At 64.0% G+C, this 22541-nt stretch carries 23 protein-coding genes; 11 read left to right on the top strand and 12 right to left on the bottom strand.

Annotated features, from left to right (window positions below; genetic code table 11):
• Positions 1-57: 57 nt before the first annotated feature.
• From leuS to holA, 3 genes are read left to right on the top strand one after another with little or no spacing between them, the layout of a single operon-like run.
• Positions 58-2634, top strand: a complete 2577-nt coding sequence (gene leuS, locus ABZ720_RS05625; RefSeq protein ID WP_366554532.1) for a leucine--tRNA ligase — start codon at positions 58-60, stop codon at positions 2632-2634.
• On the top strand, positions 2621-3154 hold the full coding sequence (gene lptE, locus ABZ720_RS05630; protein WP_366554533.1) for an LPS assembly lipoprotein LptE: 534 nt from the start codon (positions 2621-2623) through the stop codon (positions 3152-3154). The genes leuS and lptE overlap by 14 nt, the downstream gene beginning before the upstream one ends.
• Before the next feature lie 13 nt (positions 3155-3167).
• Positions 3168-4232, top strand: coding sequence for a DNA polymerase III subunit delta (holA, locus tag ABZ720_RS05635; protein WP_366554534.1), 1065 nt, complete (start codon positions 3168-3170; stop codon positions 4230-4232).
• A gap of 104 nt (positions 4233-4336) precedes the next feature.
• On the opposite strand, the gene ABZ720_RS05640 is transcribed toward holA, so the two are convergent.
• The 7 genes from ABZ720_RS05640 to ABZ720_RS05670 form a co-directional block, all read right to left on the bottom strand.
• Positions 4337-4525, bottom strand: a complete 189-nt coding sequence (locus tag ABZ720_RS05640) for a hypothetical protein (RefSeq protein WP_366554535.1) — start codon at positions 4523-4525, stop codon at positions 4337-4339.
• A gap of 36 nt (positions 4526-4561) precedes the next feature.
• The gene (locus ABZ720_RS05645) at positions 4562-5938 is read right to left on the bottom strand and encodes an amidase (protein ID WP_366554536.1); all 1377 of its coding nucleotides are present in this window, start codon (positions 5936-5938) and stop codon (positions 4562-4564) included.
• 10 nt (positions 5939-5948) lie between these two features.
• On the bottom strand, positions 5949-7370 hold the full coding sequence (locus tag ABZ720_RS05650; RefSeq protein WP_366554537.1) for a TRAP transporter large permease: 1422 nt from the start codon (positions 7368-7370) through the stop codon (positions 5949-5951).
• Entirely contained in the window at positions 7367-8005 is a 639-nt protein-coding gene (locus ABZ720_RS05655; protein ID WP_366554538.1) for a TRAP transporter small permease subunit, read from the bottom strand. The genes ABZ720_RS05650 and ABZ720_RS05655 overlap by 4 nt, the downstream gene beginning before the upstream one ends.
• Before the next feature lie 75 nt (positions 8006-8080).
• Positions 8081-9217, bottom strand: coding sequence for a TRAP transporter substrate-binding protein (locus ABZ720_RS05660; RefSeq protein ID WP_366554539.1), 1137 nt, complete (start codon positions 9215-9217; stop codon positions 8081-8083).
• Positions 9218-9445: 228 nt separating this feature from the next.
• Positions 9446-10177 (bottom strand): glutathione S-transferase, encoded by a 732-nt coding sequence (locus ABZ720_RS05665; protein WP_366554540.1) that lies wholly within the window; start codon positions 10175-10177, stop codon positions 9446-9448.
• Positions 10178-10241: 64 nt separating this feature from the next.
• Entirely contained in the window at positions 10242-11129 is an 888-nt protein-coding gene (locus ABZ720_RS05670) for a 2-hydroxy-3-oxopropionate reductase (RefSeq protein ID WP_497006764.1), read from the bottom strand.
• A 198-nt stretch (positions 11130-11327) separates the two neighbouring features.
• Between ABZ720_RS05670 and ABZ720_RS05675 the strand changes: the two genes are divergently transcribed.
• The 6 genes from ABZ720_RS05675 (at position 11328) to ABZ720_RS05700 (ending at position 16044) form a co-directional block, all read left to right on the top strand.
• Positions 11328-12305, top strand: a complete 978-nt coding sequence (locus ABZ720_RS05675; RefSeq protein WP_366554541.1) for a calcium/sodium antiporter — start codon at positions 11328-11330, stop codon at positions 12303-12305.
• A gap of 83 nt (positions 12306-12388) precedes the next feature.
• Positions 12389-12574: a twin transmembrane helix small protein gene (locus ABZ720_RS05680; protein ID WP_366554542.1), complete on the top strand. Its 186-nt coding sequence runs from the start codon at positions 12389-12391 to the stop codon at positions 12572-12574.
• Between the two features lie 22 nt (positions 12575-12596).
• Positions 12597-13163, top strand: a complete 567-nt coding sequence (locus ABZ720_RS05685; protein ID WP_366554543.1) for a cob(I)yrinic acid a,c-diamide adenosyltransferase — start codon at positions 12597-12599, stop codon at positions 13161-13163.
• Between the two features lie 226 nt (positions 13164-13389).
• Positions 13390-14139, top strand: a complete 750-nt coding sequence (locus ABZ720_RS05690) for an electron transfer flavoprotein subunit beta/FixA family protein (RefSeq protein WP_366554544.1) — start codon at positions 13390-13392, stop codon at positions 14137-14139.
• A gap of 2 nt (positions 14140-14141) precedes the next feature.
• Complete coding sequence (locus ABZ720_RS05695) at positions 14142-15095, top strand: FAD-binding protein (RefSeq protein WP_366554545.1); 954 nt, start codon at positions 14142-14144, stop codon at positions 15093-15095.
• 49 nt (positions 15096-15144) lie between these two features.
• The gene (locus ABZ720_RS05700; protein ID WP_366554546.1) at positions 15145-16044 is read left to right on the top strand and encodes a 3-hydroxybutyryl-CoA dehydrogenase; all 900 of its coding nucleotides are present in this window, start codon (positions 15145-15147) and stop codon (positions 16042-16044) included.
• Between the two features lie 57 nt (positions 16045-16101).
• On the opposite strand, the gene ABZ720_RS05705 is transcribed toward ABZ720_RS05700, so the two are convergent.
• The 4 genes from ABZ720_RS05705 to ABZ720_RS05720 form a co-directional block, all read right to left on the bottom strand.
• Positions 16102-17385, bottom strand: a complete 1284-nt coding sequence (locus ABZ720_RS05705; protein WP_366554547.1) for a TRAP transporter large permease — start codon at positions 17383-17385, stop codon at positions 16102-16104.
• Entirely contained in the window at positions 17382-17969 is a 588-nt protein-coding gene (locus ABZ720_RS05710) for a TRAP transporter small permease (RefSeq protein WP_366554548.1), read from the bottom strand. Before ABZ720_RS05710 ends, ABZ720_RS05705 begins: the two co-directional genes overlap by 4 nt.
• A 58-nt stretch (positions 17970-18027) precedes the next feature.
• Positions 18028-19005: a TRAP transporter substrate-binding protein gene (locus ABZ720_RS05715; RefSeq protein ID WP_366554549.1), complete on the bottom strand. Its 978-nt coding sequence runs from the start codon at positions 19003-19005 to the stop codon at positions 18028-18030.
• Between the two features lie 81 nt (positions 19006-19086).
• On the bottom strand, positions 19087-19980 hold the full coding sequence (locus ABZ720_RS05720) for a phytanoyl-CoA dioxygenase family protein (RefSeq protein WP_366554550.1): 894 nt from the start codon (positions 19978-19980) through the stop codon (positions 19087-19089).
• A 59-nt stretch (positions 19981-20039) separates the two neighbouring features.
• Here ABZ720_RS05720 and ABZ720_RS05725 point away from each other — a divergent pair, with 59 nt between their 5' ends.
• A complete protein-coding gene (locus ABZ720_RS05725) occupies positions 20040-21086 on the top strand; it encodes a LacI family DNA-binding transcriptional regulator (protein ID WP_366554551.1) in 1047 nt (348 codons plus the stop codon).
• Between the two features lie 121 nt (positions 21087-21207).
• Here the strand turns inward: ABZ720_RS05725 and ABZ720_RS05730 are convergent, their stop codons facing one another.
• Positions 21208-21711 (bottom strand): Lrp/AsnC family transcriptional regulator, encoded by a 504-nt coding sequence (locus tag ABZ720_RS05730; protein WP_366554552.1) that lies wholly within the window; start codon positions 21709-21711, stop codon positions 21208-21210.
• 338 nt (positions 21712-22049) lie between these two features.
• Between ABZ720_RS05730 and ABZ720_RS05735 the strand changes: the two genes are divergently transcribed.
• The gene (locus ABZ720_RS05735; RefSeq protein ID WP_275820893.1) at positions 22050-22412 is read left to right on the top strand and encodes a helix-turn-helix domain-containing protein; all 363 of its coding nucleotides are present in this window, start codon (positions 22050-22052) and stop codon (positions 22410-22412) included.
• Positions 22413-22541 lie beyond the last annotated feature (129 nt).

Consider the following 22541-nt stretch of genomic DNA (forward strand, 5'->3'; position numbering starts at 1 on the left):
TTACGGATCGATACTCCCGGCCTGCCCGCAACGGCCGGGCGGGCTGGAAGCAAGAGCATGAGCCGTTACAACCCGAAAGAAACCGAAGCCAAGTGGCAGCGGGCCTGGGACGAGGCCGACTGCTTCCACGTGGCCGACGCGCCCGGCGCGGAGGACACCCGGCCCAAGTACTATGTCCTGGAGATGTTTCCCTACCCCTCCGGGCGCATCCACATGGGCCATGTGCGCAACTATTCCATCGGCGACGTGATCGCCCGCTACAAGCGCGCCCGCGGTTTCAATGTCATGCACCCCATGGGATGGGACGCCTTCGGCCTGCCGGCCGAGAATGCCGCGGCCGAGCGCCGCATCCATCCGGCGCAGTGGACCTACGACAACATCGCGACCATGCGCGGACAGCTCAAGAAGATGGGGCTGTCCATCGACTGGGCGCGGGAGTTTGCCACCTGCGATCCGGAGTACTACGCCCACCAGCAGGCGATCTTCCTGGATTTCCTCGACTCCGGGCTGGTCTATCGCAAGGAATCCTGGGTCAACTGGGATCCGGTGGACCACACGGTTCTGGCCAATGAGCAGGTCATCGATGGCCGCGGCTGGCGTTCGGGCGCGCTGATCGAACGCCGCCGCCTGTCGCAGTGGTTCTTCCGCATCACCGCTTTTTCCGAAGAGCTGCTGAGCGCGCTCGATTCGCTCGAGCGCTGGCCGGAGAAGGTGCGTCTGATGCAGCGCAACTGGATCGGCCGCTCCGAGGGTGCCAAGGCGCACTTCGAGATCGTCGGTCGTGACGAGGCCATCGAGGTTTTCACCACCCGCCCCGACACGCTCTACGGCGCCTCCTTCTGCGCGCTCTCGCCGCATCACCCCCTGACCGCCGAACTGGCGGAGAAGAACCCGGAACTGGCCGCCTTCGTCGCCGAGTGCGACCGCCTGGGCACCAGCGAAGAGGCGATCGAGACCGCCGAGAAGCGGGGCTACGACACGGGCCTCAAGGTGCGCCACCCGCTGGACCCGGACTGGGAGCTGCCGGTCTACGTCGCCAATTTCGTGCTGATGGACTACGGCACCGGCGCGATCTTTGCCTGCCCGGCCCATGACCAGCGCGACCTGGATTTCGCGCGCAAGTACGGCCTGCCGGTCACGCCCGTGGTGCTGCCGCCGGAGGCCGATGCCGCCAGTTTCGACGTCGGCGACGAGGCCTATGTGGGCGAAGGCACGATCTTCAATTCCCACTTCCTCGACGGCCTGCCGGTGGAAGAGGCCAAGCGCAAGGTCATCGAGCGCCTGGAAGCGCTCGGCAAGGGCGAGGGCCGGGTGCAGTTCCGGCTGCGCGACTGGGGTGTCTCGCGCCAGCGTTACTGGGGCTGTCCGATCCCCGTGATCCACTGCCAGAGCTGCGGTGCGGTTCCGGTGCCGCGTGAGCATCTGCCTCTGCGCCTGCCCGAGGATGTGAGCTTCGACAAGCCGGGTAACCCCCTGGCCCACCATCCGACCTGGAAGCAGGCCCCCTGCCCCAAGTGCGGCGGCTCGGCGGAACGCGACACCGACACGATGGACACCTTTGTCGACTCCTCCTGGTACTTCGCGCGCTTCTGCAGCCCGCGCGACGAGAACCGGCCGCTCAATCCGGCGGCCGTCGACCACTGGCTTCCCGTCGACCAGTATATCGGGGGTATCGAGCATGCCATCCTGCACCTGCTCTATTCGCGCTTCTTCACGCGTGCGTTGAAGCAGACGGGTCATCTCGGCCTGGAGGAGCCCTTTGCCGGCCTCTTCACCCAGGGCATGATCGGTCACGAAACCTATCGCGACGCCGAGGGGCGCTGGTTCTCGCCGGATGAGGTGGTGGCCGGAGACGACGGCCAACTGCGCGGCCCCGAGGGGCAGGCGGTCACCCGCGGGCGCGTCGAGAAGATGAGCAAGTCCAAGCGCAACACCGTGGACCCCGAGCGCATCATCGGCACCTACGGCGCCGACACCGCGCGCTGGTTCATGCTCTCGGACAGCCCGCCGGAGCGTGAGATGGAGTGGACCGACGCCGGGATCGAGGGCGCCTGGCGCTTCACCCAGCGGCTCTGGCGCCTGGTCGCCGAGTCGCTGCCCCTGCTGCCGCCCTTCGGCACGCCGGCGCCGGCCGACATCCACGGCCCGGCCTTGGAGCTGCGCCGTCAGATCCACAAGACCATCCACGACATCAGCGCCGACATCGAGGCCTTCCACTTCAACAAGGCCGTGGCGCGCATCTACGAGCTGACAAACGCCATCTCCGCCTTCAAGGGCCGCGACGAGGCCGGCCTCTGGGTGCTGCGCGAAGCCTGCGAGACGCTGGCCCGGCTGGTGGCGCCGATGATGCCGCACCTGGCCGAGGAACTCTGGGCGCGGCTGGGCGGAGAGGACCTCCTGGCACGTGCGCCCTGGCCGGAAGCCGACCCGGCGTTGGCCCGCGACGAGGTGGTCGTGATCGCTGTGCAGATAAACGGCAAGCTGCGCGCCAAGCTGGAGCAGCCGCGCGATGCCGAACGCGACAGCCTGGAAGCCGCCGCCCTGGCCGACCCCGCAGTGGCCAAGCACCTGGAGGGCCGCAGCCCACGCAAGGTGATCGTCGTGCCGAACCGGATCGTCAATGTGGTGGTCTAGACGCCATCTGCTGGGCGCCCTCGGCGCCCTGCCGCTTGCCGCTGGCCTGGGTGGCTGCGTGGTGCGGCCGCTCTATGGAACGGCCGGCAGCCGGCCCGGCGCCGCCGAGGACGGGGCTCCAGGTCTGGCCACGATCGCCATACAGCCGATTTCGGCCCGTCGCGGCCAGATGCTGCACAACGAACTGCGCGATCTGCTCAATCCGCGCGGCCAACCGGTCGACTCGCTCTATGATCTTCGGGTGGAGATGTCGGAGAACACCCGCAGGTCCGGCCTGAGACGCACGGAGACGGCGACCCGCGGTACTTTGACCATGCGGGCCAATTACCGTCTTTTCCTGCGCGAAACCGGCGAGGCGCTGACCAGCGGACGGGCGCAGTCGATCGTCGGCTTCAACCTCGTGGAAAGCGGCTACGCCAACCACGCCTCGGCACAAAGCGCCCAGGAGCGCGCGGTCCGCGAGCTGGCGCAGGAAATCCGCCGACGTCTCGCGCTCTTCCTCGCCGAAACCAGCAGCTGACGGGAACCGGATCGTGGAGATCCGCGCCGACCAGCTTCCCTCCCAGCTGCCGCGCCTGGTGGAGCGGCTGCGCGCGCTCCTGTTCTACGGCCCCGATGCCGGTCTGATTGCGGAGCTGAGTGGCAACGCATCGCGCGCCGTCCTGGGCGAGACGGCCGATCCCTTTCGCATGGCGGAGCTGACGCCGGCGCAGCTGCGCGACGACCCGGCCTTGCTGGCCGACGAGGCAGCGGCGCTCTCGCTGACCGGCGGACGACGCGTGGTGCGCCTGCGCGGCGCCGGCAACGAGCTGGCGGAGCTGCTGAAGAGCTTCCTGAAGGACCCGCCCGGCGAGGCGCTGCTGTTGGTGGAGGCCGGGGATCTGCCGAAACGGGCCGCCCTGGTCCAGGCCTTCGTCCGCGCCGACGACCGCGCAGGCGTGGTGGCCTGCTACCGCGACGAGGGGGGCGGCATCACGCGCCTCGCCACCACGCTGCTGCGCGAAGCCGGACTCGAGGCAAACCGCGACGCGCTGGCTCTGCTTGCCCGTCAGCTCGGGGGTGACCGACAGCTCAGCCGTCGCGAAATCGAAAAACTGATCCTCTACAAGGGCGGGTCCCAGGGTGAGGCCCCCGATGGCACGGCAAGCCGCCGCATTGAGGTGGAGGATGTTGTGGCCTGCATCGGAGATGGCGCCGCTCTCGACCTCGACGACATCGCGCTCGCGGTATGCGACGGCGATGCCGCGGCGCTCGACCGGGCCCTGAGGCGCAGCTTTCAGCAAGGGACCAATGCGGTGCAGATCCTGCGCCATGTCATGCGCCACTTCCAGAGGCTGCACTTCGTGGCCGCACAGGTGGCCGAGGGCACGGCGGCAAAATCCGCCATGGCCAAATTGCAACCGCGTCCCTTCTGGAAGGTGGCCGAGCGCTTCGAGGCACAGGCCAGAGGCTGGCCACCGACCCGACTGGCCGCGGCGAGTGCCCGCCTGCTCGACGCGGAGGCCGCCTGCAAGCGCACCGGCAGCCGCGATACCGCGCTCTGTGGTCAGATTCTTCTGGGCATTGCGCTGACAGCGCCGAAGCGGCGCGGGCGATAGACCGGATCGCATTTAATCTGAACCACGCCGGGTTCAGATCCAATGCGTGAATCCGGTCTAAATTAAAGTGTTAGAGCCGTTTCACATCTCTAGAAAACTCGACTTTACACCTTGTCGCCTTGCTGCTTGCCGCGCCCCGGACCGAGGTCGCGGAAGAAGTCATAGAGCACCAGAAGCACGACGAGGCCGATCACCACGGCCATGTCCACGCGCGGCACCCAGATGACCAGCACGGACAGGAAGGCGAGCAAGAGCACCAGGGCGCAGATGGCGATCAGGCGGTCGGAGAACATGACGTTCCTCTCCTCAAGTATCACAGCGGATGCGGGCTAGCCGCGCCCCTGTTCCTGGTTGTCGCTCTCGTCGCGCAGGCGCTCCACGAGCCAGCGCGCCGTGCGCAGCAAGCGGCCGTCGCGCCCGCGCTTGCCGATCAGTTGCACCCCGATGGGCAGGCCCTCGGCGCCCACCAGCAGCGGCAGGCTCACCGCCGGCACGCCGCAGAAGGTCCAGAGCGTGCAGAAGGTCGGCTTGCCCGTGGACTCGATGCCAGGCGCCTGCCCGGTCGTGGCCGGGGTGATCAAGGCGTCGTACTGATCGAGCAACTGGTCGAGCGCGGCGTTGTAGACCTCGATCCAGTCGTGCGCGCTGACATAGTCCATGGCCAGGATCTTGCGACCCTCCTCGACCATCTCCCGCAGACGCGGACTGAGCTGCTCGCGGTCCTTGTCGTAGTAGCGGCCATAGTTCTTGGCGATGTCCGCCAGGTGGATGGTGCTGTGCAGATCGATGGCCTTGCCGAAGACCTCGGGCAGTTCCACCTGCTCGACCCGCGGGCCCAGTTCCGCCACCAGTTCCTCATAGCCCTGGCGCAGATCGGGCTCGGTATCTTCCCAGAAGGGCGAGCGCACGAACGCGAAATCCGGCTGCACCGGCGGCTTGCTGCGCGCCGTTTCCAGCAGCTGAGGCCGCGCGACCAGGCGCATGGCCCGGTCCTCCTCGTCGTAGCCGGCCATGGCGTCGTGCAGCAGCGCCACATCCTCGACCGTGCGGGCAAAGCCGCCGAGCGTGTCCAGCGTCGGCGACTGGGTGATCACGCCACGGCGCGAGACCACGCCCTGGCTCGGCTTGAAGCCGACCACACCACAGTAGGCAGCCGGCCGGATGACCGAACCGTTGGTCTGGCTCCCCACCGACAGGGGCGCCATTCCCGCCGCCACCGCCGCCGCCGAGCCCGAGGAGGATCCTCCGGGCGTGCGGCTGGTGTCGTGGGGATTGCGGGTTTTGCCCGGGTGGAAGACCGCCAGTTCCGTCGTGACGGTCTTACCGAGAATCACCGCCCCGGCTTCGCGGAGACGGGTGACGATGGCCGCATCCTTGCGTGGCCGGCGACCCGCATCCAGGGGGGTCCCATTCTCACAGGGCAGGCCCGCGACATCGACGATGTCCTTGATCCCCACCGGCACACCGTGCAGCGGCCCCAGCGGGTGCCCCTTCTCACGGTGCCGGTCCAGCGCCTTCGCCTGTGCGAGGGCAAAATCGGGGTCGAGGTGCGCCCAGGCCTGGATCCGGGGCTCCTGTTCCCCGATGTGGGCGAGGAACGCCTCGGTGGCCTCCACCGCCCGGACACTGCCCTTGGCGATTGCCTCGGCCAGGTCCAGGGCGGAGAGCCCAACCACTCCGGCGTGAGGATTCTTCTTCTTTGCCATGCCCTGTCTCCTATCGCCCGTAGATCTGTTGCGGCAGCCAGAAAGCGATCTGCGGGAAGACATAGAGGATGAACATGCAGAAGACGATCATCACCAGGTAGGGCGCGATGCCCTTGAAGATGTCCACCAGCTGCACGTGAGGTGGCGATATTCCTTTCAGGTAATAGGCAGCCATGGCCATGGGTGGTGTCAGAAACGAGGTCTGCAGATTCAGCGCAATCAGGATTCCGAAGAACAGCGGATCGATATCGAAGTGCGCCAGCAGCGGCAGGAAGATGGGAACGAAGATGATGATGATCTCGCTCCACTCCAGCGGCCAGCCGAGCAGGAAGATGATGATCTGCGCCAGGATCAGGAAGGTGATGGCCGAGAGCTGCAGGCCGACCACGAAATCGCTGATCACATGCTCGCCGCCGAGATAGGAGAAGACCGAGGCGAAGGTCCAGGAGCCCACGAAGAGCCAGCAGACCATGGCCGAGGTCTTCACCGTCAGATAGACCGATTCCCGCAGCCTGTCCCAGGTGAGCGCGCGATAGGCGGCAGCCAGGGTCAACCCGCCCAGCGCACCGATGGCCGCAGCCTCCGACGGCGTTGCCAGGCCGAAGAGGATGGCACCCAGCACCGCAAGGATCAGCACTGCGAGCGGGAAGAAGGAGGTAAGCAGCATGACGATGAGTCGACCGGTGCTCACCTCGCCCACCTCTTCCTTGCTGGGCTTGGGCGCGAGTTGCGGCTGCATCCAGGCCCGGATCAGCACGTACATCACATAGAGGCTGGCCAGCAGGAAGCCCGGGAAGAGCGCCCCGGCGTAGAGGCGCACGATGGAAACGCCCGATGTCGCCGCGTAGACGATCAGCATGATCGAGGGCGGAATGAGGATGCCAAGACAGCCGCCGGCGCAGATCACGCCCGCCGCGAAGCTGGTGTTATAGCGCGCCTTCAGCATGGCCGGGAAAGCCAGCAGGCCCATGAGCGTGACCACGGCGCCGACGATGCCCGTTGCCGTGGCGAAGAGCGCACAGGTGATCAGGGCTGCCACCGCCATGGAACCCGGCAGGTTGCGCGCGGCGATGTTCAAGGTGGAGAAGAGACGCGCGACGATGTTGGCGCGCTCGACGATGTACCCCATGAAGAGGAACAGCGGCACGGCCGTCAGCACGTCGTTCGCCATCACCGAATAGGTCTGATTGACGAAGAGATCGAATATTCGATTGTTCAGGAAGGCGCCGATATAGGCGTCAACCTGGTTGAAGAAGCCTGCCCCCTCCTCGACAGCTCGGTCGTAGGCACGCCACATCCGGGTCCCGTCGAAGTACGCATAATAGCCAAAACCAACCGCCATCCCCATGAGGGTGAAGGCAATCGGGAAACCCAGCATGATGAGGAAGATGAACAACCCCAACATGAACACCGCAACCTGGGGATCGGTCATTGCCCCTGCCTTTCCGGATGCGCCGCTCCGGCACCCGCCTGTACGCTTTCCATTTCGGCTGCCTGCTCGGCAGCCGCGTCCCTGTTGGCCAGGAGAACAGCTTCCATCTCTTCCACGTCTTCCAGCGCCTGTGGCCATTCACGGGTCCGCATGGCCACGATGCAGCGACAGACCTGGGCAACACCCTGAAGGAGCAGGAGCACCCCGGCGGCCACGATCACGGTCTTGAACTGGAAGATCGGAATGTTGGCCGGGCTGAACTGACTGACCTCCATGTAGCGCCAGGAGTTTCCGGCGTACTTCCAGCCGGCGAAGATCAGCGCCAGGACGCCGGGGAAGAAGAAGAGGAAATAGAGAATCAACTCGACCGTCGCCTGCACTTTGACCGGCCAGAGCCGGTAGAGGAAGTCCGCGCGGACGTGTGCGTTGCGCGAGAGGGCATAGGCTCCCGCCATCATGAAGAGCGTGCCGTACATCATGTAGGTGACGTCGAAGGCCCAGGGCGTCGGACGCCCCAGCACATAGCGCACGAAAACCTCGTAGCTGACCCCCAGGGTCATCAGCATGATCAGCCAGGCAAAAGCCTTGCCGAACCACATCGAGATCTTGTCGATGAGAAGGATGAAACCCGTCACCCGCCGGCTCCTCGTGTCGGTGTCAGAAAAAGGGGGCGGAGCCCAAGGCGCCGCCCCCCCGTTCCAGGCCCGGTCTTAGAAGTCGATCTTGCCGGGATAGTAGTGCTGATAGGCCAGTTTGTAGTCCGGCCCGTTCATCAGGCTGTAGTAGACCACCCGCTCACACCACTCGCGCTGGCTCTCGACCACCTTCGCGAAGAACTCATCCTCGCCGGTGAGATCATCGAGCAGCTCATCCCAGGCAGCCAACTGGGCTTCCATGATGGCCTGCGGCGTACGCTGGACGTTGACGCCATCTTCCTCGATCAGACCCTGCAGGTCGGCCGAGTAGAGGTTCATCGCCTTGGAGAGGTTCGCCGTGGAGGACGCCTCGACGCCATACTCCAGGATGGCCCGCAGCTCGTCGGGAAGCTCCTCGAACATGTCGCGGTTGAAGATGAACTCGAAGGTCTCGTTGGCCTGATGGTAGGAGCCCATCATGTAGTTCTTGGCCACGTCCTGAGCGCCGAATCGACGGTCAGAAGTCGGGTTGTTGAACTCGAAGGCATCGAGCACGCCGCGCTCCATGGCCGGGACGATTTCGCCGCCCGGCAACTGGGTGACGGCGGAGCCCATGGCCTGGAAGAGATCGGCGGCCAGGCCGACGGTGCGGTACTTCAAGCCATCCAGCTGATCGGCAGACTCGATCGGCTCCTTGAACCAACCCAGCGGCTGCGCCGGCATCGGCATGCCAAAGCGGCCGACGACGTTCAGACCCAGGATGTCCTGGACCAGTTCGTCATAGAGGTCCTGACCACCACCGTGGTGGACCCAGGCCAGCATCTGGATCGGGTCGCCGCCGAAAACGGGGCCGGTGCCGAAGAGCGAGGCGGCCTTGTTCTTGCCATACCAGTAGGCAGCCACGGTGTGGGCAATGTCGATGACGCCATCACTGCAGGCGTCCTGCACCTGGAAGGCGCCGACAATGGCGCCGGCCGGGGTGAGGTCGATCTGCAGGCGTCCACCGGCCATGGCTTCCACCCGCGACACATAGTCGGCAGCCATTTCGTGGAATACGTCGCTCGAAGACCAGGACGACTGCATACGCAGGGTCATGGTTTCCGCGCGAGATACCTGGGGCATCGCCAAGGATGCGGCGCCGACACCCGCGGTGATCGCGCCCCCCTTGAGCAGTTTGCGACGAGACAATTTGCTGGACGTAGCATCAGACATGCCGTGCCTCCTGTTGCGTTTCCGTGCGTTTCTCTTTTTGCGACCTGCGCCGCACGAGAGCAGGCCGCAGGACTTCCGTTGTGCTCTGTCCCACAACCGTCGGAAAGTGCACAGCGAAACTGTTGTTACCCATATGGCATAAATTCGATGACCGGGGCTAGGGTAAAATGCGTGCTCTGGCGGCTCATCGGCGGCCGCACGAGGAAGAGCCACGACAACCCTTGCTTTTCATCCCGCCGTCAGGCTCTCGGGTCGATCCAGCTCGGGATAGTGTCGGAAAATCCCTGATTCGTTGAACGGGATGCGCCGCTCCGACTCGAGATAGCGCCGCAGCCGCGGCAGTGTGGCGATGTGCGTATGCAGCGCTACAACCCGCGGAAAACCGGGCTCCAAGTGGCGCATTGCCTGCGGAAAGGCATAGCGAAGGCCGGCCATGACCTGGAACAACGAAAGGTCAGCATAGCCCCACTGCGAACCGCAGAGAAAACCCGCTTCGCCGGCGCGCTCGAGCACGCGTTCGAAGTAGCCCAGGTAGCGTGGCGCCCGCTCGGCGAGAAAATCGGCAGTGCGCCGACGCGCCTCTGCCTGCTGCTCTTCATAGTAGAGCCCACTGCCTATGGGATGATGGGTATCGTGGATTTCCTGCAGGAAGTCGGCCAGGGTTAGCTGCAGTTGCTGCGCGCGAAGGACGCCGGCCTCGTCACTCGGCGCCAGGCCGTGATGCTGGCCCAGATAGCAGAGGATTGTCGCCGTCTGGGCGATCACCAGGTCGCCCTGCTTCAGGAAGGGCGGCGCAAAGGGCAAGGTCCCCCGCTCGCTCTCTCGCATCAGAGCCAGGAGCCGCGCCGTGCCACCAGGCTCCCGCGCAACATCCCGGTAGGGCAGGTCCGCCGCCTCCAGGGCGAGGCGAACGAATTCGCCCCGCCCCTGGATATCCGGCCAATAGTAGAGCTCGTACATCGCGACCTCTCCTGTCCCGCTGCTTGTCTGCGTGACGGAAAAGGCAGGCGCAGCTCCGTGCCCGCTATTCCTTCACGGGGTGCTGCGCCATCAGTTCCAGGGCCTTGACCATAGCGGAATGATCCCAGTCAAAGCCGCCCTGGGCCACGCAGGCGCTGAACAGGGCCTGGGCGGTGCCGGTGTTGGGCAGTGCCACGCCGAGCTCGCGCGCCGACTGCAGCGCCAGATTGAGGTCCTTCTGGTGCAGGCCGATGCGGAAACCCGGGTCGAAGGTGCGCTTGATCATACGCTCGCCGTGGATTTCCAGGATCTTGGACCCGGCAAAGCCGCCCATGAGCGCCTCGCGCACCTTGGCGGGATCGGCCCCGGCCTTGGAGGCGAAGACCAGCGCCTCGCCCACCGCCTCGATGGTGAGCGCAACGACGATCTGGTTGGCGACCTTGCAGGTCTGTCCGGCACCATTCTCCTCACCCACCAGGGTGATGTTCTTGCCCATGGCTTCCAGCAGGGGCAGCACCCGATCGAAGGTCTTGCGCGCGCCGCCGCACATGATGGTCAGGGCCGCATTCTTGGCGCCGACCTCGCCGCCGGAGACCGGCGCGTCGACATACTCGCCGCCCTGCTCGAGAATGCGTTTCGCGAAAGCCTGGGTCGCGGTGGGCGAGATGGAACTCATGTCGAGCAGCACCGAGCCGGCCTGCAATCCGGCCGCGACACCCTCGTCAGCGAACAGCACCGCTTCGACGTCCGGGGTGTCCGGCAGCATGAGGATGACGACCTCGGACTTCTCGGCAACCTCCTTCGCGCTGCTGCAGGCGGTGGCCCCGCCGCTCACCAACTCCTCGGGAAGCGGCGAGCGGTGCTGCAGGAGGAAAAGCTCGTGCCCTGCCGCCTGCAGATGCCCCGCCATGGGGCGGCCCATGATGCCCGTTCCGATGAAACCGATGCGCATTGCCTTTTCCTCCCGTGTTAAGTGTCATTCTGCCCTTGCGGGTTCCCGACAGTCCTAGCGTTTCGGACAGTCCAGGCCAAGCTTTGCCCGGCGCCGATGGAGGTCGCTTGCGCAAAGAGTTCTTGAAATGGCGCCGGCTGCGCCGAGATTGAGCAGCGTGCCCCGGGGGCGGGCGTACGACAGACTAGGGACAGTTCATTGCTGGTATACTTCCTGCTAGCCGTCGGTCTGGTGCTGCTCTGCGCCGGCGGTGAGTTTCTGGTGCGCGGCGCTGTGGGGGCGGCACGGCGACTCGGCGTTTCCCCTCTGCTGATCGGTATCACGCTGGTGGGTTTCGGCACCTCGACGCCGGAGCTGGTGGCGTCCGTTAAGGCCGCGCTCGCCGACGCACCCGGCATCGCCATAGGCAACGTGGTCGGCTCCAACATCGCCAACGTGCTACTGATCATCGGCGCAACCGCCCTGATCGCGCCGATCCGCGTCATGCGCGGACCCTTCCCGCGCGACGCTTCGGTGATGATGGCTTCGGCCTTTCTCATGGGCGCCGTGGTGCTCACCGGTTTCATGGCCCGCTGGGCCGGCCTGCTCTTCCTCGCCGCGCTCATCGTTTACCTCGTCTATTGCTACGTCTCCGAGCGCCGGAGCACGCGGGAAGCCGCGCAACACGTTGCGGAAGCCGAAGAGATCGAGGCTGTGGAGGGGCCGCTGTGGAAGGCGCTGCTCGTCATGGCCATCGGGCTGGCCGGCGTCGTCTTCGGCGCCCGCCTGCTGGTGGACTCTGCCATCGAACTGGCGACGCTGCTCGGCATTTCGGAGACGGTGATCGGCGTTTCCATCGTCGCGGTCGGCACCTCGCTGCCGGAACTGGCCGCCTCGGTCACCGCGGCCCTGCGGCGCCACGCCGACGTGGCCTTCGGCAACATCGTCGGCTCCAATATCTTCAACCTGCTCTTCATCCTGGGCGTAACCTCCACCATCAAGCCGATCCCGGTGCCGGACGAGATACTCAGGCTGGATTTCTGGGTGATGCTAGGCGCCATGGCGCTGCTCGTGGTGGTCTCCATGACCGGCTGGAAGATCGTGCGGCGGGAGGCGGTGTGCTTCCTTCTGCTCTACGCCGGCTACATGACCCTGCTCTTCTCGCCGGCGGCACAGTCGCTGGTCGGCCTGCAGTGATGCCTGGCAGTGATGGCTGACATGCGGATCGGGGCTGGAACCCGGCCTGTGCAAGGCCTAAGTTGGGTGTCATGAGCGCGTTCATGGTAGTCCTCATGGTGATCGCGATGCTGATCACCCTGGGAGTCCTCTTCGCTGGCCTGTTTTCCATGGCCCGGGGCGGAGAGTTCAACAAGAAGTACGGCAACAAGCTGATGCGCTACCGCATCCTGGCGCAGGGCGCAGCGCTGCTGCTCTTCGCCATCGCGATGCTGTCTGCCGGCAAGTAATCACAGGCGAGCAGGAAACGCGATGGTTCAACTCACGCGCATCTACACCCGTGGCGGAGACAAGGGTAAGACATCGCTCAGCGACGGCCGCCGCGTGGTCAAGCATGACCTGCGCGTCGCCGCCTATGGCACGGTGGACGAAACCAACGCCGTCATCGGACTGGCGCGCCAGCACACCGAGGGCGAGGTGGACGCGCTATTGAGCCGCATCCAGAACGACCTTTTCGATCTGGGCGCGGACCTGGCGACCCCCGAGAGCGAAGCCCCCAAGTATCCGCCACTGCGCATCGTCGCCGCGCAGGTCGACGCCCTGGAGCAGGCGATCGACCACTACAACGGCGCGCTGGAGCCCCTGAAGTCCTTCATCCTGCCCGGCGGCACGGCCGCCTCGGCCTGGCTGCATTTCGGCCGCACCGTGGCGCGGCGCGCGGAGCGCGAGATGACCGCGCTGGCCGAGACGGAAAGCGTCAACGCTGACGCTATTCGCTACGCCAACCGCCTGTCCGATCTGCTCTTCGTGCTGGCCCGGGCGCTGAACGACAACGGCAAGGCCGACGTGCTCTGGGTACCGGGGCAGAATCGCGGCTGAGATGCCGGAGAGACACGCCCTTCAGCCGCGGGGAGTCGCAATTGACAGGCTCCGGAGGTCTACTTATCGTGCGCGCGCTCGCTTGCCGGAACGGCGGCCGGTTCCCGGGTGTCGGCCCCGGCATCACTGCAACCCGGAGTGACGGGGTCCTGGAGTAGCGGGGATTACCCTCGAGCGTGCGTGTTTCTGTTCCGGCGAAACTCATCAAGAAGGTAGCAGGCAGCCCATGAAGGTACTGGTCGCCATCAAACGCGTGATCGACGCCTATGTGAAGGTGCGCGTGAAATCCGACGGCTCCGGCGTTGAGACGCAGAACGTCAAGATGTCGATGAACCCGTTCTGCGAGATCGCCGTCGAGGAAGCGGTGCGCATGAAGGAGGCCGGCATCGCCAGCGAGGTGGTGGTGGTTTGCTGCGGCCAGCAGAGCAGCCAGGAAACGATCCGCACCGCGCTCGCCATGGGCGCCGATCGCGGCATTTTGGTGCAGAGCGATGCGGAGCTGCAGCCGCTCGCCATCGCCAAGCTGCTCAAGGGCGTGGTCGAGAAGGAACAGCCGGAACTGGTCCTCATGGGCAAGCAGGCGGTGGACAATGACTTCAACCAGACCGGCCAGATGCTCTCGGCGCTGCTCGACTGGTCGCAGGCCACTTTTGCCTCGAAGATCGAAAAGAGCGACGGCAAGCTGACGGTCACGCGCGAAATCGACGGCGGGCTGGAGACCATTGAGGTCGCGCTACCGGCCGTGGTGACCGCCGACCTGCGCCTGAACGAGCCGCGCTACGCTTCGCTGCCCAATATCATGAAGGCTAAGAAGAAGCCGATAGACACCATGAGCGCCGAGGACCTGGGCGTCGATCCCAGCCCGCGGCTGAGCGTGGTCAAGGTGAGCGAGCCGCCGGCGCGCCAGGGCGGCGCCAAGGTGGGCTCGGTTGCCGAGCTCGTGGAAAAGCTGAAGAACGAAGCGAAGGTCATCTGACGATGAGCATTCTGGTCATTGCCGAGCACGACGGCGGCGCACTCAAGCCTGCGACGCTGAACGCCGTCACCGCCGCCAAGGAAATCGCCGGCCACAGCGGCGGCGAACTGCATATGCTGGTTGCCGGTGAGGGCGTCGACGCCGCCGCCGAGGCCGCTGCCAAGGTCGAGGGCGTCACCAAGGTCCTGAAGGCCGACGACGCCGCCTATGCGCACCTGCTGGCGGAGAATGTCGCCCCACTCCTGGTCAAGCTGGCCGAGAGCTACGATCACCTGGTCGCGCCGTCGGGCACCTTTTCCAAGAACGTGATGCCGCGGGTCGGCGCGCTGCTCGATCTGCAGCCCCTCACCGACGCTGTCGCGGTGGAAAGCGCTGATACCTTCGTGCGCCCGATCTATGCCGGCAACGCGCTGGCCACGGTGAAGATGGGCGACGCCCGCAAGCTGATCACCGTGCGCGCCACCGCTTTCGACGCGGCGGCAGCGGAAGGCGGCTCCGCCGCCATTGAGGCCGTGGAAGGCACCGGGGACAGCGGCAAATCCAGCTACATCGGCTCCGAACTCACCCAGTCCGAGCGCCCGGAACTGACCAGCGCCCGGGTGGTGATCTCCGGCGGCCGCGGCATGCAGAACGGCGAGAACTTCGCCATGCTGGAAAAGATTGCCGATAAGCTGGGCGCTGCGGTCGGTGCCAGCCGTGCGGCGGTCGATGCCGGCTACGTGCCGAACGACTACCAGGTGGGGCAGACCGGCAAGGTGGTGGCGCCCGAGCTCTATATTGCCGTCGGCATTTCCGGTGCGATCCAGCATCTCGCCGGCATGAAGGACAGCAAGGTGATCGTCGCCATCAACAAGGACGAGGAAGCGCCCATCTTCCAGGTCGCCGACTACGGCCTGGTGGCCGACCTCTTCCAGGCGGTCCCGGAACTGGAGCAGGAACTGGACAAGGCTCTGTAGGCGACGGGCCCCGCCCCTCGCCTGACAGGCCCAACGCGGAGTGTGTTTCATGGCCGAGCAGGTCTCGACGCTGCAGGACTTTACGACCATCGGGGTGATCGGCGCCGGCCAGATGGGCAGCGGCATCGCCCAGGTCTGTGCGCTGGCCGGCTACGACGTCCGGCTGCAGGACATCGGCGAAGAGCCGCTCAAGCGCGGCGTCGAGGCAGTCACCCAAAACCTCGACCGTCAGGTCCGCAAGGAGCGCCTCAGCGATGCGGACCGCAAGGCCGCGCTGGGACGCATCTCGACCGATGTCTCCATGGATTTCCTCAACAACTGCGACCTCGTGATCGAGGCCGCCACCGAGAACGAGGAAATCAAGCGGGCCATCTTCCAGCAGCTCTGCCAAGAGCTGAAGTCGGATGCGGTGATCTGCACCAACACCTCTTCCATTTCGGTCACGCGCCTCGCCTCGGGCACGGACCGGCCCGAGCGGTTCATGGGCATGCACTTCATGAACCCCGTGCCGGTCATGCAGCTTGTGGAGCTGATCCGCGGCATCGCGACCAACGAGGAAACCTTCAGCCGCATCCGGCAGCTCACCGTCACGCTGGCCAAAACCCCGGTCGCGGCCGAAGACTTCCCCGCCTTCATCGTCAATCGCATCCTGCTGCCGATGATCAACGAGGCGGTCTACACCCTCTATGAGGGCGTGGGCTCGGTGGAAGCCATCGACACGGCCATGAAGCTGGGGGCCAACCACCCCATGGGGCCGCTGGAGCTGGCCGATTTCATCGGCCTCGATACCTGCCTGGCGGTGATGTACGTGCTCTACGAGGGCCTTGCCGACAGCAAGTACCGGCCCTGCCCGCTGCTGGTGAAGTACGTCGAGGCCGGCTGGGTCGGCCGCAAGGCCGGGCGCGGCTTCTACGACTACAGCACCGACACCCCGGTCCCCACGCGCTGACCGGCCTTCAGCCCGCACAAGCCGCTGGTAAGCGGCGCGCCCCTATCAAAGGGACGGTCAACGCCCCACCAGTTCCGGTAAGAACAGAACGAGGTCTGACCAGAAAGTCACGGCCAACAGCGCCAGTACGAGCGGCACATAGAAAGGCAGCATCGCCTTTAGCATCCGCGCGAAGCTAATCTTTGCGATATCCATCATGATGAAGAGGATAACGCCGAAGGGTGGCGTAATCGCCCCGATCAGCAGATTCAACACCACCATCACACCGAAGTGGACTAGATCCATATCCAAAGCAAGGGCGAGGGGGAGCAAGGCCGGAACTGCAATGAGCAGGATCGCGGTGGTCTCCATCACCAAGCCGGCAGCCAGCAGCATCAAATTCATCAACGCCAGGATGAGATAGGGATTATCGGTCAGCGAAAGCAACGTGCCGGCAAGCTGTGCCGGCAGGTTATTGACCGAGACCACCCAACCGAAAGGCACTGCCGCCGCTATGATGAACACCAAGACACCGGCCGTTATACCAGTCTCAAGGGTCGCCCGATAAAGGCGACGCAAGTTGAGACCGCCCTGCAGAAACCCGATGATCGCGGCATAAACGACTGTAATGGCTCCTAATTCCGTGGGTGTAGCAGCGCCTGACAACAGTCCTGCGACCAGCACAACAGGCGCCAGCAAGGCCGGAAGCGCCCGGGCAAAGGTTGTGCCAATCTGGTGCAGTGACGCGCGAGGCCGCACCGGCGCGTGTATTCTTCCGGTCACCGCCATCAGCCAAATCATGAGCATCAGCAAGCCGCCCATGAGCAAACCGGGCAGAATTCCCGCAAGAAACAGATCCGCAACCGAAACTTGCGCGATCACCGCATAAATCACCATAATCACACTTGGTGGGATGATTGGCCCAATGATCGAGGAGGAAGCAGTTACCGCTGCCGCGAAGGCTGGGTCGAACCCGGCGCGGCGCATCGCCCGAATTTCCACCGTGCCAAGTCCTGCAGCGTCGGCTTGCGCTACGCCCGACATGCCGGCGAAGACCAAGCTGGCGCCAATATTCACATGAGCGAGGCTGCCGCGAATATGGCCCAGAACCGATAAAGCAAATGCGAAGATCCGCGCCGCCAATCCCGCACGGTTCATGATATTCCCGGCAAGGATGAACAGGGGGATTGCAAGCAATGGGAAGCTGTCCAGCCCAGACGTCATGCGCTGCACAACAACGTTTAGTGGTAGCTGGCCATCTATCGCGAGATAGCCAACGGCCGAAAGCGCGAGAGCAAAGGCTATCGGCAGCTCAATCAGCACAAGCGCGGCGAACAGCGCAAACATCAGACCAATGCTCATGACCGATCCCCGACCAGCACTTTCTCGGCTTCCTCGTCCTCCTGCTCTTCCTCGGGCATGCCCGTGATGGGCGGTTGCGGAGCGCGACCGGCCAGTTGGTTCAGTTCGTCCAGCAGGCGGTAAGCCGCTGTAAGGGCGATTGAGCTAAGCCCAACCATCAGCGGCACCGAGAAGAACCATCCCATGGCAGCGTCGAACGGCAGAGATATAGTACCGCGCTTCATCTCTAGAACTGCGTTGGTCCAAACGAATGGCAGCATCCAAACGCTGAACCCGAGAATCAGCGCAAACACCAACGCTCGCAAAAGCGCTGCGCCCCCCAACGGTAGATGGCTCACAAAAGTTTCAATCTTTACATGACGGCTGTACTTAAGCCCTAGCGCCGCGCCGACAAATGTTGCCCAGATAAATGAGTAAATCGCAATCTCCTCTACCCAGACCAGCGGGCGGCCGAAGGCATAACGGGAGATGACCTGTGCCGTGATGTTGAGAACGATGTTGGCGATGAGAAAAATCAACACCAAGCGCTCAACGGTGGCGAGCAGATTCAGAAGCGAACGCCACGCCGCCAGCAGTCGCTGCATTAGGGAACTCCGCAGTGGCCGAGAGGGCGGGTCCATGGGACCCGCCGCTCCGAGGAGGTTACATATTGCGTACGCGTTCCCAGAGCCCTTTGCTCCACGTACCCGCTTCTTCCATCTCCTCAACACCACTTAACGCTCTCTCAGCAAACGGCTCTCGATCAACTTCGACGACGGTCGCACCTTCGTCGGCCATTTGCTGGACAATTTCTTCGGTTTCCTCGTCCGCCTGCGCGCGCACCCACCGCACCGCTTCCTCGGCGGCTTCCTGAACGATCTCCTGCATTTCCGGCGCCAGAGACTGGAAGCTTTCTTCACTCATCGTGATGTGATGCGTGGCGACCAAGTGATCGGTGCGAATCACGTACGGTGCGGGTTCATGCATCTTCTGGGCATAGGCAGCAGAAACCGGTCCCTCTGCACCCTCAATTGTACCGGTACTCAGCCCGAGAAAAATTTCAGACCAAGCCACACGGCTTGGCCTCGTGCCAAGTGTCTCCCAGAGCAGGAGGTAGGCTCGGATCTCCGGGACACGCATTTTTAGATCTTGCAGATCCTCCGGTGATTCTATCCGCTTCGTCGCAAAGAGCACCCGCGGCTGCGTAGGCGCTGCTGCAAGAATACGCAGACCGTGCTCCTGGCGCAGTTCGTCCGTAAGCTCCCCATACAAGTCGCTCTCCAAAAAGGCCTGCATGTGGTCATTGTCTCGGAAAGTGAACCCCCAGTTCAAGATATTGAAGTCCTGAACCCAGTTGCCGTACCAATCCAGTACATCGCCGTAGACATCGACCGAGCCCTGCATCATCTGCTGAATGACGTCGATGTCGTTACCCAGCTGCTCACCCTGAATAAAGTTAACCTTGAGCTGACCCTTGGCCCGCTCGTTTACCAGTTCTGTAAATTTCAGGTTGGCCTTGTCGATCAGCGATCCGACTGCATCGGATCCACCGAAGGTTAGGGTTTCCTGTGCGCTGGCAGCGCCAGCCGACAGAACACCCATGACAGCGGCCAGCACCGCCAGCTTATTAGTCCTTACCATGTCTTTCCTCCCGGTTCGTACTCGGTTACAGCAATGCCGGTCAGGCGAATCTTGCGTCCGCCGTTGACGGGTTGCTCCGTATCAGGCTGCAAAAGCGCTTTTCGCTCCGCCCGATCTCTGCGTTTTGAAAATTGAGGTGGCATCTGGAGCCGGCGGCAGGGGCATACGCACTGGAACCTGTTCCACGCGCGGTTCTACAGTGGGAGCACCGCAAACCACTCGCTGGTGCATATCATCCCACAGAGCCTGCTGGCCTAGTTGGTGAATGTAGGATCCGGCACCCAGCAGCGGCCAAGCATCGGCAGCGTGACATTCGTAGAACAGGACCTGCCGCGCGCGGTCGCTCAGGTTGGGCGCAGACCCGTGCAGCGTGCGAACATGGTGGATCGTCATACTGCCCGCCCGGCCTGTCAGGGTCACCGCCTTGTTCTTATCGAACAGGGGGTCGTCGGCATCGACTGCGCCACAGAACACGCCTTGGTTGTGATGGCTCAGCACTGGCCCGCGATGTGAGCCGGGAATAACGAGCAGCGGGCCATTATCCTCGGTCACATCGTTCAGCATCAGGCCGCAAGCCAGCATGGAATCATTGCTGTGCGGGTAGAATGCCCAGTCTTGGTGCCATTCCACGGCGGCGCCGCCTCCTGGCGGCTTTGTGTTGAGCTTGCTCGTTTGCAACAGCACATCTGGCCCCAGCAGCATCTGCAGAATTCCGTTGAGCCGCTCGCCGATTAAGGTACTCCAGTAGACTTCATGCTGGCGATGTGGGAGCTTTATGCGCGACAGGCGTGGCTCTTGAGCGCTGTGACCTTCCTCGAGATCGTAGACGTCGTTGCTCTCCCGCACTTCGCGCGAGCGCTCTATAAGATCGTTTGTAACTTGCCGCAACGCCTGTAGCTGTTCGGGTGTCACCGCATCCTCGACCAGCAGATAGCCATTGTCGTGGTAGAAGGTAACTTGCTCCTGGGATAGCATTTCGCTTACTCCCCAATTTCGCCTTGGCAATGAATGTGAGCGCTAACATTAAGACTAGAATGAAACAGGACGCTGGTCAATCGACCCAGGAATCCCTTAGCGAAGGGGGCTGGGCGACCCTGTCGGATGTGGCCAAACACGCCGGTGTTTCCGCTATGACAGTGTCGCGCGTATTGAAATCGCCATCTAAGGTGGCGGAAACCACCCGAGAGCGGGTGCGACACGCCATAGAATCACTCGGCTACGTGCCGGATAACGTAGCTGGAAGCCTCGCCTCGCGCTCTAGCCGCCTCATAGCGGCGCTGATCTCAACAGTCGCCGGATCCGTGTTCGTTTCCACGATTGAGGGATTGAATGCGGCGTTGGCCGAGAGCGGGCATCAACTGCTGCTGGGCACCACGCAGTATTCCGCTGAAAGCGAAGAAGCCCTACTGACGACGGTGCTTGGCCGCAGGCCGGATGGGCTGGTTCTGACTAGTTCCGAACACACCGAGCGCACGCGCGCCATGTTGACCTCCGTGCGCCTGCCAGTGGTCGAGATTTGGGACCTGCCCGAGCATCCCATTGACAGTGCGGTCGGTTTTTCAAACCGCGAAGCCGGCGCCGCAATGACCCGGTTGCTCGCGGAGCTCGGCTATCGCCACATCGCCTTCCTGGGCGGCTTAGCCGAGGGGGACTGGCGCGGTTACCTGCGGTCGCGAGGTTATACTGAGGTGCTGGCTGAACTGGGAATGGGCGCACCGCGCTGCCTGCCAGTGCCCCCGGCCGGCGTGCAGGGAGATACCGGAGCGGCGGGCCTTTCCCAGCTCCTTGAACGCTGGCCGAACACGGACTGCGTCTTCTGCGCTAGCGATGCGCTGGCGCTCGGCGCTCTCGCCGAGGCACGACGCCGCGGGATGGCTGTGCCGGGCGCACTGGCGATCGCGGGCTTTGGCGACTTCGAGTTTGCCGGCAACAACGGCGTGAGCCTTACCACCGTGCGGGTACCCGGAAAGGAAATAGGCTATCAGACCGGCAAGCTTATCCTGGCTCGCAAGCTCGGTCACAGCAACGGCCCGGCCCGTCTAGATCTAGGATTTGAGTTGGTGCGGCGTGCCAGTGCTTGACCCTCTCCCCTAGTCCGCGCCCCTTTGCCGCCAATGTATAGTGTGCGATGAAGGCTTGGTGCTTGCGATACGCTGCAGAGGTCCTATTCGGTCCTCGGGTCTGCGCCAGTGTTCAGCCCGATCACTCCTCTCCCGTCTGGACGGAAAGGGCCGTCTCCTCTTCCACCGGCACGCCCGGGCGGTCCGTCGAGGTGCGGATCGTCTGCACGGTCAGCACCGTGGAGACATGCGGCGAGCCGGTCAGCCGGCGCGTCAGTTCGTTCTCGTGTGAGGTGTTGCGGGCCACCAGCTTGAGCAGGAAGTCATGCGGTCCGCGGGCCATGTGGCACTCGCGTACCTCGGGCCAGGCCGCAACCATCGCCTCGAAGCCCTCCAGAACGGTCTCGTTCTGGCTGTCCAGGCCCACCAGCGCAAAGAACAGCACCTCGTATCCCAGCAGTTCGGCATCGAGATCGGCATGGTAGCCCTTGATGAAACCGGCTTCCTCCAAGGCGCGCACCCGGCGCAGGCATGGCGGGGCGGATATGCCCACGCGGCTCGCCAGTTCAACATTGGTCATCCGGCCTTCAGCCTGCAGATCCTTGAGAATACGCAGATCGATCCGATCGAGCTTGACGCGCGGCATAGAAGGGCTCCCTGTGCCTGGGCTTGCTTCGCTGTCCCGCAGGGGCTGTGAGAGTAGCGGGCAAAATGACATCTGGTGACATCTGGCTCCGGCACCCGTCAAACCCGGATCCGGCGACTCACGATTCGCGCACGAATATTGCGCAAATCGCCCTTGGGAATCAAGCAGCGTGCGTCTGCTCGATTGTCGACAGTTTTTTTTTCGGCACCCGTTGACGGCGTGGGAAGGGTCGGCAATCATTGATTGCGGCAATGAAAACCCGTGCCGACAACGCCCTCGGCATTAGAAGACACCGCATTCCGGGGGGCAAGGGCGCACACAATAGGGGATTACGGGACATGTTTCACCCGACAGACGTGCACATCGGGCGGCGGATTCGTGAACGTCGAGTCGAGCTCGGCATGAGTCAAAGCGCGTTGGCCGAACAGCTCGGCATCACCTTCCAACAGGTCCAGAAGTACGAGCGTGGTGGCAACCGCGTGAGCGGCAGCCGGCTGTGGGACATCAGCCGCGTGCTGGGTGTCAACGTCAGTCACTTCTTCGAGGGCCTGCAGGAGCAGCCAAATGCGGCGGCGCAGGAAGACAGCATGCCGCTCACCCGTCAGAGTCTGGAGGTCGCCCGGGCGATCAACTCCATACCCGAGGGCGAAGTGAAGTCCCAGATCGTCAAACTGGTGAAGACCTTCGCCAAGTCGGCCTGACCAGCAGACCGGGCCGGCCGGAGCCGGAGGGGTTCCGGCCGGCCCCACATACGCCGTGCGCGCTGGCCCACGCGCGCTTGCGAGGACAGGCCAGGCTTCTTACTGTCCAGCCAGCCGGCACTGCCGCCG

The sequence above is a fragment of the Aquibaculum sediminis genome (genome assembly GCF_040712085.1).
Taxonomy (GTDB): Bacteria; Pseudomonadota; Alphaproteobacteria; order Kiloniellales; family DSM-21159; genus Aquibaculum; species Aquibaculum sediminis.